The sequence below is a fragment of the Streptomyces sp. CG4 genome (genome assembly GCF_041080655.1).
Classification (GTDB): Bacteria; Actinomycetota; Actinomycetes; order Streptomycetales; family Streptomycetaceae; genus Streptomyces.
Window position 1 is genome coordinate 835,021 of sequence record NZ_CP163525.1, and the last position, 15,027, is coordinate 850,047.

Annotated in this window: 15 protein-coding genes and 1 pseudogene; 15 read left to right on the forward strand and 1 reads right to left on the reverse strand. The window is 69.4% G+C overall.

Annotated features, from left to right (window positions below):
- Positions 1-11: 11 nt before the first annotated feature.
- The 14 genes and pseudogenes from AB5L52_RS03850 (at position 12) to AB5L52_RS03915 (ending at position 11,855) form a co-directional block, all read left to right on the forward strand.
- Positions 12-656 (forward strand): ATP/GTP-binding protein, encoded by a 645-nt coding sequence (locus AB5L52_RS03850; protein WP_369368803.1) that lies wholly within the window; start codon positions 12-14, stop codon positions 654-656.
- A 135-nt stretch (positions 657-791) separates the two neighbouring features.
- Positions 792-1,385 carry an SAF domain-containing protein gene (locus AB5L52_RS03855; protein ID WP_369362627.1) on the forward strand — a complete coding sequence of 198 codons (594 nt, stop codon included), beginning with the start codon at positions 792-794 and terminating at the stop codon, positions 1,383-1,385.
- Positions 1,385-2,191, forward strand: coding sequence for a hypothetical protein (locus tag AB5L52_RS03860; RefSeq protein ID WP_369362628.1), 807 nt, complete (start codon positions 1,385-1,387; stop codon positions 2,189-2,191). The genes AB5L52_RS03855 and AB5L52_RS03860 overlap by 1 nt, the downstream gene beginning before the upstream one ends.
- A gap of 2 nt (positions 2,192-2,193) precedes the next feature.
- Positions 2,194-3,669, forward strand: coding sequence for a CpaF family protein (locus AB5L52_RS03865; protein WP_369362629.1), 1,476 nt, complete (start codon positions 2,194-2,196; stop codon positions 3,667-3,669).
- On the forward strand, positions 3,666-4,616 hold the full coding sequence (locus AB5L52_RS03870) for a type II secretion system F family protein (RefSeq protein WP_369362630.1): 951 nt from the start codon (positions 3,666-3,668) through the stop codon (positions 4,614-4,616). Before AB5L52_RS03865 ends, AB5L52_RS03870 begins: the two co-directional genes overlap by 4 nt.
- Entirely contained in the window at positions 4,613-5,497 is an 885-nt protein-coding gene (locus tag AB5L52_RS03875; RefSeq protein WP_351579593.1) for a type II secretion system F family protein, read from the forward strand. The genes AB5L52_RS03870 and AB5L52_RS03875 overlap by 4 nt, the downstream gene beginning before the upstream one ends.
- Before the next feature lie 29 nt (positions 5,498-5,526).
- A complete protein-coding gene (locus AB5L52_RS03880) occupies positions 5,527-5,742 on the forward strand; it encodes a hypothetical protein (RefSeq protein WP_351579596.1) in 216 nt (71 codons plus the stop codon).
- Entirely contained in the window at positions 5,742-6,167 is a 426-nt protein-coding gene (locus AB5L52_RS03885) for a TadE/TadG family type IV pilus assembly protein (protein ID WP_351579599.1), read from the forward strand. Before AB5L52_RS03880 ends, AB5L52_RS03885 begins: the two co-directional genes overlap by 1 nt.
- Positions 6,164-6,628: a TadE family protein gene (locus AB5L52_RS03890; protein WP_351579602.1), complete on the forward strand. Its 465-nt coding sequence runs from the start codon at positions 6,164-6,166 to the stop codon at positions 6,626-6,628. The genes AB5L52_RS03885 and AB5L52_RS03890 overlap by 4 nt, the downstream gene beginning before the upstream one ends.
- Positions 6,625-7,071 carry a TadE/TadG family type IV pilus assembly protein gene (locus tag AB5L52_RS03895; RefSeq protein ID WP_369362631.1) on the forward strand — a complete coding sequence of 149 codons (447 nt, stop codon included), beginning with the start codon at positions 6,625-6,627 and terminating at the stop codon, positions 7,069-7,071. Before AB5L52_RS03890 ends, AB5L52_RS03895 begins: the two co-directional genes overlap by 4 nt.
- A complete protein-coding gene (locus AB5L52_RS03900; protein ID WP_369362632.1) occupies positions 7,071-10,328 on the forward strand; it encodes a hypothetical protein in 3,258 nt (1,085 codons plus the stop codon). The genes AB5L52_RS03895 and AB5L52_RS03900 overlap by 1 nt, the downstream gene beginning before the upstream one ends.
- A gap of 19 nt (positions 10,329-10,347) precedes the next feature.
- Positions 10,348-10,512, forward strand: a complete 165-nt coding sequence (locus AB5L52_RS03905) for a hypothetical protein (RefSeq protein ID WP_369362633.1) — start codon at positions 10,348-10,350, stop codon at positions 10,510-10,512.
- Positions 10,513-10,863: 351 nt separating this feature from the next.
- Positions 10,864-11,172, forward strand: a pseudogene (locus AB5L52_RS03910) (ABC transporter permease); the annotation flags it as partial.
- Positions 11,173-11,210: 38 nt separating this feature from the next.
- Positions 11,211-11,855: a 3-oxoacyl-[acyl-carrier-protein] synthase III C-terminal domain-containing protein gene (locus tag AB5L52_RS03915; RefSeq protein ID WP_369362634.1), complete on the forward strand. Its 645-nt coding sequence runs from the start codon at positions 11,211-11,213 to the stop codon at positions 11,853-11,855.
- Between the two features lie 144 nt (positions 11,856-11,999).
- Here the strand turns inward: AB5L52_RS03915 and AB5L52_RS03920 are convergent, their stop codons facing one another.
- Positions 12,000-13,949 carry a protease pro-enzyme activation domain-containing protein gene (locus tag AB5L52_RS03920; protein ID WP_369362635.1) on the reverse strand — a complete coding sequence of 650 codons (1,950 nt, stop codon included), beginning with the start codon at positions 13,947-13,949 and terminating at the stop codon, positions 12,000-12,002.
- Between the two features lie 682 nt (positions 13,950-14,631).
- Between AB5L52_RS03920 and AB5L52_RS03925 the strand changes: the two genes are divergently transcribed.
- Complete coding sequence (locus AB5L52_RS03925) at positions 14,632-14,922, forward strand: transposase domain-containing protein (protein WP_369362636.1); 291 nt, start codon at positions 14,632-14,634, stop codon at positions 14,920-14,922.
- The last annotated feature ends 105 nt before the right edge of the window (positions 14,923-15,027 follow it).

Below are 15,027 nucleotides of genomic sequence, written 5' to 3' on the forward strand. Positions count from 1 at the left end.
TCGTGACGAAGATGGACCCGCAGCTACCGGCCGGAAGCCCACTGTGGGACGGACACAGTCCTGGTGACGGAGCCGTCTACACCCGGATATGCCCCTTGGCGCAGGCTGCTGCCGGCGCCGTGGGTCTCATGGGACCCTCGCAGACGTTCTGGTCCGCTACCGCACCGGTGGCCACGGTTGATCCCGCCCAGCTCGCGCAGCAGGCCCTGGACAAAATGACGCTCCTGGGGCCGGACATCGCCAACCCGGCCGCGAACGGCAAGTACCTCATCGGCATGCCGATGTGGATGTGGGTGCACGAGAGCACCACCACCTACGGGCCGAATTCCGCGAGTGCCTCGGCCGGCGGCGTGACGGTGACCGCGGTCGCCAAGGTCTCACGCATTGACTGGAAGATGGGCGACGGCTCAGCGGTCACGTGCAACGGCCCAGGCACGGCGTACAGCGCTTCGTACGGCAAGCAGGAGTCTCCAACCTGTGGCCATACCTACAGCAGCACCTCAGCCACCCAGGCGGGCGGAAAGTACACCGTAGCCGCCATAGCCACGTGGACGGTGAACTGGCACGTGAACGGTGGCGGCGAGACAGGCCAACTGACGGCGATCAGACAGTCGCAGCAACAGGTAGCGATCGGCGAGGCACAGGTCGTCAGGTAGAGCCGCCGGAAGGACAGAACGGTGAGCAAGACCCAAGAACGTGTAGACATAGCCCCGCGTGGAGTCCCCCAGCAGGGGCGTGCGGCTGGCCCGGTGGCTCCCCCGCGGGTGTCGGCCCGTAGGCGTCGGCCAGGCGTGATCGCGCTGTCGCTGGCGCTGATCGCCGCTGGAGGGGCTGGCGTTGCCGTCCTGCTGGTCCAGGTCGGCAACCGCACTGATGTGGTGACCGTTGTCCGTGACGTCCAGGTGGGCCAGGTCCTCACCGAGAACGACCTGGGCAAGGCTTCCGTCGCCCTGGACCCTACGGTCAAGGCCGTGCGCGGCACAGATCTGAAGTCGGTGGTGGGCAAGCGTGCCGCTGTGGAGCTCAAGCCGGGTTCTCTCCTGGCTACGTCTCAGGTGACGAAGGACTCGTTGGTGAAGGCTGGGGAGCAATTGGTGCCGATCGGGCTCAAGCCCGAACAGGTACCGGCCACCACGCTGATGCCGGGTCAGAAGGTGGAGCTGGTCCACGTGCCCGCGCAGGGCGCCACAGACAACACCGGCAAGACGTCCAGTGCCACGCCCGAGACTATCGACGGACGGGTGGTGAAGGCGTCCGATGCCGCCCCTGGCACGGGGATCGTCGTCGTCGACGTCGCCACCTCCAGCGCGGACGGGCCGACGGCCGCCGCGTGGGTGTCGGCGGGCACGCTGCGCCTGGTCCTCGCCGCCCCGGACGGCAACTGATGGCTGTGATCGCGCTGGCCGGGTGCAGCGGTGCGCCCGGAGTGACTACGAGCGCGTTGGCCTTGCTGCTGTCGTGGCCGCTGGAGCCGGGCCGGCGGATGATCCTGGCGGAGTGCGACCCGGACGGTGGCGCTGTGCTGCATGGGCTGCTGCAGGGCAGCCTCGGTGACCGGTACGGGCTGCGGAACCTGTCGGTCGCGGCCCGTCAGGGCGAGTTCAGCGAGTCGTTCTGGCGTCAGCTGATCGACCTGGGCGGCGAGGACGGCGAGCAGTCGCCGCACGACCGGCTGCTGCTGCCGGGCATCACCGACCCCGCGCAGGCAGCGAGTCTGAGCTCGGTGTGGAAGGGCCTGGCCCAGATGTTCCGGGGCATCGAGGCCGAGCACGGACACGATGTCCTGATCGACCTGGGCCGGCGCGGAGCCACGGGCTGCTCCGGGGTGCTGGCGGAGCAGGCGGATGCCGTGTTCGTGGTGGTGCGTAACACCCTGCGCTGCCTCCAAGCCGCCCAGGCCCGGGTCAAGATGCTCGAGGACAGCGTCGGTGACGTCGGGCTGATCCTGATCGACGAAGGCCCCTATCCCGCAGGCGAAGTACAGCGGGTCCTCCAGGTGCCGGTAGTCGCCACCTTGCCGTATGTGCCGAAAGACGCCCGCGTGCTGTCCGACGGTAACGAACAGCCACGCCGCTTCACCCGGTCGGATCTGATGAAGGCCGCCCGCACCAGCACCAATCTGCTGCTCCAACGGGCTGCCCTACGTCGCTCCCGTCTCGATCCGCGCGCCGCTTTCGCCGCGGGGAGGTGACCATGCGCGCCAGGCCTCTGCACCCCGATCCCAGCGTGCCCCCGCCGCCCCGCCAGCCCTCGCAGCCCCACTCGGCGCGTCCCGCCACCTCCAGCACCCAGGTCCTCGGCACTCAGGTCCCGCAGGTGATGGTCGACTACAAAGTGGCCCGGCACATCGCGGCCCAGGTCGCCAAGCAGCGCGAGGAGTTGCTGAAGACTTCCCCGGACATGGACCGGGCCAGCGAGGAACAGCGCTGCCTGGACTGGATCAACGAGGCGGTCGCGCTGTGGTCGGACGCGAACGCGATGACGCCGCACGAGGACGAAGTCCTGCGGCGTGCCGTCTACGACCTGCTGTTCCGGGCCGGCCGCCTACAGCCGTACCTGGACGATGAACGGGTCGAGGACATCATCATCCAGGGCCCCGACGAGGTGTGGCTCGACTACGGCGACGGCGAACGCCGCATGGTCGGGGCGATCGCGGACTCCGAGGAGGAACTCCTCGAACTGCTGCGGGAGTTGGCCCGCGACTCCGGGCACAACGAGCGGACCATCTCCACCGCGAACCCCACTTTGGCCCTGTCCTTGAAGGATGGTTCCCGTCTGCAGGCGATCACCGGGCTCGGGCCGAAGACCTATGCCGTGATCCGCCGGCACCGGGTCTCCCACGCCGGACTCGACGACCTCGTCCGGCTCGGCACGATCGACCCGATCCTGCGCGAGTTCCTCGGCGCCTGCGTCCGCGCCGAGAAGAACATCATGATCGCGGGAAAGCAGAAAGCAGGAAAGACCACACTGCTGCGGGCGATGCTCAAGGAGTTCGACCCCGAGGTCCGCTTCGCCACCGTCCAGACCGAGAACGAATTGTTCTGTCATGCCAACGGCTACCACCGACAGGTGGTCTCCCTGCTGAGCCGTGAGTCCAACGGGGAGAAGGACGTCACTGGCCGTAGCGCCGGTGAGGTCACGCTCTTGGACCTGATGCACCCGGCGCTGCGGATGTCGCTGGAGCGGATCGTGGTCGGCGAGGTCCGCGGCCCGGAAGTCGTCGCCATGATGCAGGCGCTGACGAACGGGTCGGGTGGCAACCTGTGTACGATCCACGCGCGGCGTCCGGACATCGTCTTCGACCGGATCGCCGAGCTGTACGCGCTCGCCCAGGCCAACCTCTCCGAGCAACTCGCCTACCGGCAGACCGCCAACGGCCTCGACATGATCGTGTACGTCGACATGACGGACGAGACGCAGATCGGCGGCCGCCGCCACCGCTACGTCTCCCACGTCCTGGAGCTCACCGGGATCGGCGAGAGCGGCCGCCCGGCCACCAACACCATCTTCTCCCCCGGCACCGAATGGGGAGAACTGCGGGCGGTACCGCGGATGGACCCGGGCTGCATCGACGATCTGCGCCGGGTCGGCTTCGAGTCGTCTCTGCTGCAGCAGACGTACGAGGCGTGGTCGGCGCCGCTGCCGTTGAAGGTGGGGGTGAGCCGATGACGCTGCTGTTTGGGCTGTTGTGCGGCATGGCCGTGGTCGGCGGGCTGATCGGTGTCGTGACAGGTGCCGTGGGCACCACGGCACCGCGTAGGGCTCCGCTGTGGCGTAGGTGGCAGGCCCTGCGCAGCGGAGGCGAGCTGGGTGAAGAGGCCCGGCTGCGCCGGCGGGCCCTCACGATCGCGGCGGTCGTGGTGTTCGTCGTCGTCTGGCTGGTCTCCGGGAACTTCGTGGGCGGGGCGCTGCTCGGTACGGCCGTGGTCGGTGTGCCCTGGCTGATCAATCCGGCGCTGATCGCTCAGGAGCGCATCGGCCAGCTGGAGGCCCTGAGCGAGTGGACGCAGCGTCTGGCCGGCCTGCTCCGCCTCGGCATGGGCCTGGAACAGGCGATGATCACCAGCCGTAAAGGTGCGCCCGATGAACTCGCCGAGCAGATCGTGAACCTGTCCGACCGGCTGCGTCTGGGCTGGCGGCCAGAGACAGCGCTGAGGACGTTCGCCGACGAACTGAACGACGTCACCGCCGACAAGGTGGTCGCGGCGCTCATCTTGTCGGTCAACGACCGTGGCCCGGGCCTGGCTCAGGCACTGGAGGACCTCGCGGGCACCGTGCGCGATGAGGTCGCGCGGAAGCGGTCCATCGAGGCGGACCGTGCGAAGCCGCGCACCACGGTGCGGTGGATGACCATCATCACCGTGGGCGTGGTGGTCGCCGGGTTCTTCGTGCCGTCCTACACCAGGCCGTACTCGACCTTGCTCGGCCAGCTTGTGCTGGCCCTGCTGACGGTGGGATTCGTCGGCGTGCTCGCCCTGATGCGGCAGTTGGGCTTGTTCCGCCGCATCCCGCGGTTCCTGATCGCCGACCCGGTCAGCACCGTCCGGCTCCCCGCACCCGTAGCGGACGCCGCCCCTCTTCCTGCGGCGCGGGAGACGGAAGGAGTCCCCTCGTGAACCTGCTCCCCATCGTCCTGTCCGGCGGCACGGTCGGCGCCGGCCTCGCGCTGCTGGTCCGGGAAATGCTGCGGCCCCAGCCCGCGCTTGGGCCGGCGCTCGCGCGCAGCGCCCCGGCCGCCTTGACCATGCCCGAGCCGGAGCTGGACCGTGACGAGCGGTGGGGGCGATGGCTGCAGGCCCGCCTGGAGCGCCTGCCCGGGGTCCGGGTCCCCACGACCAACCTGGCGCTGCTCGGGCAGGGGCCGGGGGTGTTCATGCTGAAGAAGTCCGCACTGGCCGGTCTCGGTCTGCTCTGCCCCTCCCTCGCCTCCATCCCGTGGATCATCGCCGGGGTCAGCCTGCCCTTCTACGTGCCGGCCGGCGTCGGCCTCATCATCGCGGTCCTGCTGTTCATCACGCCCGACCTCGCGGTGCGGGACCAGGCCAAGCGTGCGCGGGAGGAGTTCGCGCACGCCCTGTCCGCCTACATCGATCTCGTTGCCCTCAAGCGGGCCGCCGACGTCGCGCCCGCCGAGGCGCTGGAGAAGGCCACCGAGGTCGGCCGCGGCTGGCCGTTCCTCTATCTGCAAGGGGCACTGCGCCGGGCCCGGCTGGAGAAGATCCCGCCGTACCAGGCGCTCACGGAATTGGCTGTCGAGTACGAACTGCCCGTGCTGGACGATGTCGCCGACATCATGCGCGGCTCGGCCACCGACGGCACCGCCGTCTACAAGGCGCTGCGGGCCCGCACCGCCGCGCTTAATGCGGAGTTGCTGGCCGATCAGGCCGCCGAGGCGAACGCCGCCAGCGAGAAGATGACCGCGCCCGGTGCGTTGCTCGCGGTGCTCGTGATGCTCCTGATGGCCTTCCCCGCAGTGATCCGCATTCTCACCGTCTGACCATCGACTCACCTTGTGAGGTAGCGAAGATGAAGTACATCGCAGCCCGCACCCGCCACACCGTGCTCCGGCTGAGCATGCGCCTGCAGGAAAGCCTTCAGGAGGCGTCGCGCCGTCCCGACCGCGGTGACATCTCCACCACGACGGTCATCATCTGGGTGGCCGCCGTCACCGGTGCCGTACTGATCGCCGGGACCATCGCCGTGGTGATCTCCAAGTACAACGGCAAGCTCGCCGGACTGTGATGAGACCACGGCAGCGGCTCATCTCCTGGTGGCAGGAGCGTGGATGGCGGGACGACCGCGGGGACACGAGCATCCAGATGGCGATCGTCTTCCCGTTCGTGCTGCTCGCCACGGTGGCCGTCATCCAGGCCTCCCTGTGGTACTACGCCCGGCAGATAGCCGTGACCGCTGCCCGTGAGGGCGCCACCGCGGCCCGTGCCTACCAGTCGAGCCCGGCCCAGCGCGCGGAGCGGGCACGCTCGGTGCTGGCACGGACCGCGGGTGACAGCCTGCGCGGCTACACCGTGTCGGCGAGCAGCGACGGGCAGCGGGTACGGGTGGAGGTCTCCGGCACCGCCCTGTCGATGATTCCGGGCCTGTCCGGCCTGCAGGTCGCCCAGTCGGCGTCCGGCCCGGTGGAGCGCTGGACCGTCCCGGGAGGGTGAACCAGGTGCCATACAGGGCTCGTTGGGCTGCGCAGCTGCGCGTCGATGAGGGCAGTGCTGCGATCGAGGCCGCCATTATCTTCCCGTTGCTGGTCATGTTCATCTGTCTGGCGATTGCCGGTGGGCGGATCGTCACCTCCGGGGCGAAGATCGACTCCGCGGCGGAGGCCGCGGCACGGGAGGCATCGATCCACCGCACGGCGGTCTCCGCACAGAGTGCCGCACAGACGGCGGCTTCGGAATCGCTGGACGACCAGGGCATCAAGTGCGCCTCGACCAGCGTCAGCATCAACGTCTCGGGTCTGAATGTGCCAGTCGGCCAGGTCGGAACCGTAAGCGCGACCGTGACCTGCACGGTCAACCTGTCCGATCTGCTGCTGCCGGGGGTGCCGGGGTCCCACACGCTCACCTCGACGGCCACGTCGGTCGTTGATGAGTACAGGCAGCGGAGCGGCAGATGATCTTGTGTCGGATACTCCGGGCCCGGGGGGATGACCGGGGCGGCGTGACGGTGTTCGTCGCCGTGTGCGTCATCGCTTTGATCGGCATCATCGGCGTCGCCGTCGACGGCGGCGGCAAGATGCGCGCCACCGAACGCGCCGACTACATCGCAGGCGAGGCCGCCCGGGCTGGCGGGCAGGCCATCGACCCCGCCAAGGCGATCAGCGGAACCGCAATCGTCGTCGACCCGAACAACGCGGTCGCGGCCGCCCAGGCCTACCTGCGATCGGCCGGCGCCACCGGCTCAGTGAGTGTGTCAGGGGACGCCAAGACCCTGACCGTCACCGTCCACAGCAGCTACGCCACCGCCTTCCTGCCAGTCGTCGGTATCGGCTCGCTCGCGGTGAACGGCCACGGCACCGCCACCCTCCTGCACGGCGTCACCGCTCCCCAAGGAATCTGATGCGCACTGCCTCCTCCCCCGCCACAGTCGCCGGCCGCACCCTGGCCCGGGTCCTCAAGGGCGTACTGAGCCTGCTCGTCCTGGCCGCGCTCGTCGCCGGTCTGCCGCTCCTGCTGGCCTGGGTGACCCCCCTCGTCTGGGCCGCCGGCCACGACGACCTCGTTCATCTGCTGGACCGGCAGGACACCGGATCGGTCTTTCTGCTGCTGCTCGTGGCGGTGGGCTGGCTCAGCTGGGCACAGTTCGCCCTTTGCACCGTGCGCGAGCTGATCGCGCAGCTACGCGGCCGGACCTGGCGCGCTCCCCGCGGGCTGGGTGCCTCACAGCGGGCCGCAGCCCTCCTGATCGGCAGCGTCCTCGTCCTGCTTCCCACGAGTTCGGCGCTGGCCTCCCCCGCACAGGCCGCCTCCCACGCCGGTGCCACCCATATCCCAGGGCAGCACCGGGCCGCACAGGCCGCCGACAGTGATCAGGTCCCGGCGCCCACAGCGAGCACGCCGAAGGCCCACACGTACACAGTCCGCCAGACGCGCCCGGCGGAGAGTTTGTGGAGCATCGCGCAGACACAGTTGGGCGACGGCGAGCAGTGGCGGGAAATCGCCGACCTGAACGAGGGCCGGACCATGATCGACGGCACGGTCTTCCACGCGAACAGCTTTCTGCAGCCTGGCTGGCAGCTTCAGATGCCCGAGCCCGCCGCGTCGGCGGGAGGCGTCCGTACGCAGCTGGGCGACAGCACCCCGGCTGCCACCAAGGTGGGCGGGCACATCGTCACAGTCCACTCCGGCGACTACCTGTCGAAGATCGCGGAGGAACAGCTCGGCGACGGCGACAAATGGCCGCAGCTGTTCGAGGCCAGCCGGGGCAAGCCACAGCCCCACGGCCTGCCCGAGATCACCAATCCCGACATGATTCGCCCGGGGCAGCAGGTCACCGTGCCCGCCGCTCAGACCGGCCAGCCGCACCAAGACCGTGGCCAGGGAGAGGAGTCGGATGGCCAGGAGACCGCTCCCCCGACCACCCAGAACCCCGACGGCCCGGCAGATGGACAGACATCCCCGCCCAGCCGCACCGCCACACCTGCGCCGCAGGCGTCGGCGCCCAGCGCACCGTCCAGTCGCCCGGCCGAACAACCCGGGCAGGATCAGTCCTCTCCGTCCGCCGCTGCGTCCGCGACACCCAAGCCCAGCGCCAGCGCCTCGGCTTCTGCCGACTCCCCGTCGGCGTCGGCCGAGCCGTCCAGCTCCCCTGCCTCCTCCCGCGCGACCGAGGCCCCGGCGACAGCCCCGGCCAGCAGCCCGCTGAACCTGCGCATCGTGCTCGGCGCCGGCGCGCTGCTCGCCGCCGCCGTCACCGGGGCGCTCGCCCTGCGCCGGACGCTGCAGCGCCGGCGCCGCAAGCCGGGCGAGAAGATCGCCATCGCGTCGGAGACGTCCACCGCGGAGGCCCAGTTGACGGCGGCCGCCGAGCCCAGCGCTGCCACACGTCTGGACGTGGCACTGCGGACCCTGACCCACCACGTGGCCCAACAGGAGGAGGGCAGCACGGTCCTGCCGCCGCTGCGTGCCGCCCGGATCGGCACCCGTGCGGTTCAGGTGCTGCCCGAGGACCTCACCCAGGAACCGCTCGCACCCTTCACCTCCGGGCAGGGCGGCTGGTGGGTCCTGCCCGCCGATGCCGCTCTCCTGGAGGACGACGCAGCCCGCGACGTCCGGGCACCGTACCCGGGGCTGGTCACGATCGGCAGCACCGAAGCGGGCGACCTGCTGCTACTCAACCTCGCCGGGCTGCCCGTGCTGCTGCTGGACGGCAACCCGGTCCACATCACTGAGGTGTGCACCTCACTCGCCCTGGAACTCGGGATGAGTCCGTGGGCGGCCGACGTCGAGGTCGTCACCGTGGGATTCGGCGAGGAACTGCCGCAACTGCTGCCCACCACGCGGATCGCCCACATGCGCCAGGCCGCGCACGCGCTGCGCGATCTGAGCGAACGCCTGCTGGAAGCACACCAGATACCCGAAACCCAGCACCAGCCGTATCTGCTGCTGTGCGCATCCTCGCTGGACGAGGACACAGCCTGGCAGTTCGCCGACGTCATCGACCGGGCGGGGGCAGTTCCCGTCACACTGATCGCCCCGGCGAGTACGGCGGCCGCTCGCTTCCCCGAAGCGGAGATCCTCAACGCCTCCCTCAGCAAGCCGCAGAACCTCGACTACGCCGGCACCAACATCACCCTGCAACGCCTGGAGCACACCGCCTACCAGCAGATCACCACCGCATTGAAGGTATCCGGACAGCCGTCCCACCCCGCCGAAGGGCCCTGGCAGGACGTCCCGGACGAGCTCGACAGCATGCAGCAGCCCGGGCAGACATCACCAGAGGAGTCCACACCCGCAACCACTGCCGCCTCGATCCCGTCTCCGGCAGCGGCAGCCGATGTGAGCGGTCAGGTCTTCCCGGCCCTGCTCGCCGCCAGCACCGATCCGTCCGGGCTCCGTCTCCTCTCTCCCGCCGCTTCGTCGACCGGGCGCGATGACGAAGCCGGCCCGGGCAACGGAGCACCGGTGCCTTCGGCTCCGGTTTCCCCGGCTGCTGCGGACTCCACCGAAACAGTGGAGGCCCAGACTGCGGAGGCCGACGACTTGGCCGCCGTTGAGGAGCCCACGCTGCCGGAGGCGGAAGAGTGCGAGGCTCAGGACCTGCACGCACCAGAGATCCGGGTCCTGGGTCCGGTTGAGGTGACGGGCGTGGACAGCACGGGTCACGGGCCGAGGATGGCGCAGCTGGCCGCCTTGTTGTACTTCCGGCCCGGGCGAAATGCGGATGTCCTGTGTGCCGACATGGATCCCGTCAGCCCGTGGTCGACGAGCACCCTCAACGCACGGATGCAGGGCCTGCGTAGCTCCCTGGGCAGCGACTCCTCCGGCAACCTCTACGTGCCGCGCCGCAAGACGGGCGAGGACCCGTACCGGCTCGCATCGACCGTGCGCTGCGACTGGAGCCGTTTCCTCCAGCTCGCCGAACGAGCGCTGCCGCTGGGCCCGTCCGGCCTCAGCGACTTGGAGAAGGCTTTGACTTTGGTGCGGGGCAAGCCATTCGGTGGCCGGCCGTTGCCCTGGGCCGAAGCCTTCCAGCAGGAGATGATCACGCGGATCATCGACGTCGCGCACACCGTGGCCACCTACCGCATCCCCGCGGGCCCTCAGCGCCGCGCGACAGGCTGTCGCGACCGGTCTCGATGTAGACGACTCAGCTGAGCTATTGTACCGCGACTGGATGCGTCTTGAGGCTGCGCGCGGGAACCGCTCCGGGCTGCACACCGCGATCACCCGCGTGCAACAGGTCAACCGGGCCTTGGACTGCTCGCTCGAGATGGAGACGACACAGCTCATCAACGAACTCCTGGGCGGCTCGGGCACGGCGGTGCGCAAGGCGCTGTAGACGTTGGTACGCAGGGCCGCGCGGTGCGCGCTACTGGCTGGGGGCGGCGACGTCCCGGGCCGTGTGGGCGAGCAGCTCGTTCAGGGCAGCCTCGTTGGACACGGGCGGCCGGCTGCGCCACTCCCCCAACGTTTCCCGTACGGTCCGCGTGACCGCGTGCGCGCGCTGGGCCAGCCCGTCGTGCTGGTGTCAGTGGCTGAAGTCGGCGGGCGCCACCGGGTAGAGCGACTGCAAGGAGCTGCCCGAGGTCTTCGTGTAGGGCAGCACGTAGAGCCTGTCGATGTCTACGGTGTCGCGTAGGCCGAAGCCGCGGTGCTCACAGCCAGGCCTGCGCCCAGAGCGCAGACGGTGAGCCCGCTGCTCCAGGTCCAGGACGAAGACGACCTGCGTCGCGAGGAGGCCGGCAATGTCGACACCGTGCTCAACATGACGTACGGGCTGCTGGGCATGGCCATGGTCATCGCGGTCCTCGCCGTCATCAACACCCTGGCCATGTCGGTCTTCGAGCGCACCCGGGAGATCGGGATGCTGCGCGCCATCGGCATGTTCCGCTCCGGCATCAAACAGATGGTCTGGCTGGAGTCCGCAGTGATCTCCCTGTTCGGCGCGGTCCTCGGCATCGGCGTTGGCATCTTCATCGCCTGGGCCGACGGCGGGCTGGCAGACCGGGCACTGCCGATCGCTCGGACTCTGCCGCTTTGATCACCACCGCAGACCGCTACATCCTCCCGGACTTCGACCGCTATCGGGCGGACCGGGGGCAGCCCCGTGGAGACGAAGCAACCGGGCTGGTTCTCTCGCGGCGCAAGGGCGGCGTGGCACGGCTGATGTCCACCGTTCTGGCTGGCGACGCAACGTACGAGGGGTTGCAGCGCGGCGACCTGGCGTGGGCTGCCTGCCGTGGCACCCACGGCAGGCCGACGGACCTGCGAGCCAGGGCCAAGCAGTACCTCGCCGGTTCCCACGGCAGCGTGCCGGAGATCGTGGCGCGGCTGGGAAGCGGCCAGCAGGCCACCATTCGCCGGGCTCTTGGCGAAGCGGAGATCACGGCCGACGATGTCGCGTGGTTCGTCTTCCCGCATTCCGGCTACGCCATCGTCGACTGGCAGTCCCGGCATCGGGAGTTCGGCATCGCCGAGGAGCGTACGACATGGCCGTGGGGCCGTTGGGTCGGACATCTCGGCGCCGGGGACCAGGCCGCAGGGCTCACCCACCTTCTGGAATCGGGCAAGGCGCGGCCCGGTGACCGTGTTGCCCTGTTCGGGACGGGATCGGGGTATTCCTTCGGCTGTGCAGTGCTGGAGATCCTTCGGTCTCCGCAGTGGTCCGCCAGCACACGCTGACGGTAGAGCCGATTCCGGTGGTCAGGTTCGGCACCGGAATCCGCCGGCGAACCGGCCTCGTTCCTGATGTCGCATACCTCCTGCTGTGGCCTCAGCACCTCGAAGGAGGAGCGGAGTACGGCCATTGGGTGACGGACCCGGGCGTCAGTGCCTGCGATACGACTGCACGTAGCCGCTCGCGGGCGTGCCCACGCCTGTCACGTCGTCGTAGCCGTTCACGGCCTTCAGCGAGCTGTCCTTGCCGAGGCTGACCACGGACGTGATCAGCCCGCGCGTCGCGTCGTAGTGGTTGATGAAGTCGACGCGAGCCACGGCGAGTTGGGAGCCCGTGGGGTTGTCCGTGACGTCGTGGTACACCTTCGAGCCGTACCTGGCGTAGATCGACGGGTTGGCGAACCCGATCGGTTTGCCGCAGCGCGCCTGCTGGGCCAGGGCCTGGACGGCCGCGATCACCGGCGCGGCGAGCGAGGTGCCGCCGGTGCGCTTCTCGTCGTACGCCCGCGTCTTGCCGTCCGGCAGGGTCTGCGTCTGCCCGATCAGGAACCCGGTGTTCGGGTCGGCGATGGCCGCGATGTCCGGGACGACGCGGTTGCCGGTGGCACCGTGGGCCTTGGCCAGCGCGTCCGGGACGACGCCCTTCTGGTAGTACGGCTCGGCGACCGTCTTGCTGGTGCCGCCGCCCGCGCCCGAGGTGAACTTTCCCGGGAAGCCGCGCCAGCTCTTGCCATCGGTCGACAGGGCCGCCCCCTCCGTGCCCCAGCCGGTCTCCCACAGGTACGAGTTGCCCTTGCCGACCGCCAGCGACGTGCCGCCGACCGCCGTCACCCATGCCGAGTTGGCCGGGGCATCGACCTGCTTGGTCTTGCTCTTAGCGACCTCGTCACCGTCGTCACCGGAGGAGAAGTAGAAGCCGATGCCCTCCACCGCGCCCAGTTGGAAGACCCGGTCGTAGGCGGCCGCGCGGTCCGGCGTCTCGCGGGCCTCGACGCTGCCCCAGGAGTTGGAGACGATGTCGGCCAGGTGGTTGTCGACGGTCTTGCTGAGTGCGTCGAGCTGGTCGTCGTCGTCACAGGACGAGGCACCGACGTACGTGATCTGCGCGCCGGGCGCGACCGCGTGCACGGCCTCGACGTCGAGGGTCTCCTCGCCGTACCAGCCGGCCGCATCGCACTTCTTGGTCCGCGTGTAGTTCCTGGGCAGGACCTGGCGCAGCTGGCCGGTGGTCCAGGCCGCGTCGCCGTGCTTCTTCGCGTAGGTGGCCGCGTCGAACGCGATGGTCGGCGAGGCGTACGCGTCGGTGATGGCGATGCGCACCCCCTTGCCCGTGTACCTGCCCGCGCCGTAGGCGGCGCGCAGCTGCTTGCCGGTGTAGCCCCTCACGGCGTACGGGATCTTCGTGCCGTATGCGTCCGGCAGCGTGCTCGCGATGTTCGAGCCGTAGTACGACGAGAACGGACCGGAGTCGCGGACCACCCTCTCCGGCGGCGGGAGCTGGTCATGATGGGTCGTCATATGCGGCGCGTCGTCCAGGCCGGTGACGGTCAGGACGGCGCCGTTCAGGCTCTTGGGGACGGAGGCCTCCTTCACCGGGGCGCGGTAGGTCCCGGCGCCCTTGGCGTAGTTGTGCAGCTGCGTGCCGAACGCCTTCTGGGCGGCGGCGACGTTACCGGTGACGGCGACGTAGTGCCGCGTAACCCGGGTGACCTTCAGGCCCTCCGACGTCAACCACGCCTTGACCGCGGCCACCTGGGCCTTGGCCGCGCCGAAGCGTGCCTGAGCCTGGCCGGCGCTCAGGTACCTGCCGTATGACGCCGAGGACGGGTCGGACACGGCCTTCGCGTACGCCGCGAGGCCGGCCGCGTCCCGGCCGGCGAGGTACACCCGGGCGGAGACCCGGGCGCTGTCGGAGGCCGCGCCCTTGTCGGCTTCGGCCGTGGCCCACGAGGGTTTGGTCCCCGCGAGCGTGTCCCGGCCCGGCGTCGGGTCGTCCGCCGCGTGCGCCGCAGGCAAGCCGAACACCAGCCCGCCGGCGATGAGCGGCAGCGCCACGGCCAGACTCACGCCGGTGCGCACTCTTGCCCGGTCGGAACTCACAGAACCTCCCACTGTGCTGTCTGTCTCATGGAGCGGTTCAGTCTGCATGTGAGTCGCGCGAGATCTGCGACGGAACGCCCAGTGAACGGATCACACGATGAAAATCACTCTTATGATCAACCCACATGTCAGGGGCATGATAGGTGGGGTGTCTTGTCCGTTCTTTTCCGGGCACGGTTTACCACGGCAGGCCGAAATAGCGGTACAGCCCGCCGGCCCGCGAAGCCTTGGGCCAACGGCGCGTTTCTTCCGTATTCCGGCTGTTCCCCTAGATGGGCCTGTGCTCCGGCCGCAGCGTGGAAGCGCAGTGGCCAAAAGCGATGATGCTCCCATCCGTGACCAGGCGCAGGGCGGTGTTCAACGACACTCCGTATAGGGGAACCGCAGACCGCGCCGAGCGCGTCACGTGATCATGACGACTTCTCAGATACTCTTGCGGACTGCGAGCCTTGACGACATTGCCCCGCCGGACGAATGCTTGGGCGAAGGGGTTTCGCGGCCCGGTGCGCCTCAGCCCGAGTGACTACAGAACCGCAACGACGTTGGCGACATGATGCCCGTCGATCTCCACGGCAGCGACGTTGACCAGGTCCCCGGAGGCCAGGTGGCCGGTCACCAGCGAGGTGGTGATGTCCAGCCCCCGCTGACCGAGCCGTTCACGTCGACATCGACAGAGCCCTGCATGGCCGTCACCCTGGCCTGGAAATACACGACGGCGAGCGCGGAGTCCGCCTGTACCGGGGGTGTCGGCCTCGGCAGAGTGCGAGACCTCGATGCCCCGAGACGTCGCGGCTGCCTGCACCGGTGCGGTCGCGGCGATTGCCGCGGTGTCCGCGAGCCCGGCGGCGACCGACCGCTGGTGGATCGGGTCGTTGCCGAGGTCGGGTGTGCGGAGAAGCGCTGGCGCGTGCTGTCGGCCCGGTTCACGGTGTACTTCGTGCTCGCACTGTGCCTGTTTCCGCAGGCCGACTAGCTGGAGGTCTTGCGGTTGGTGAAGGCCGGCGAGCCGACGCTTCGGCCGTGGGCCGGGGTGAACAAGTCCTCTCTGACACGGGCGAGGCAGCGGCTGGGCTGGCCG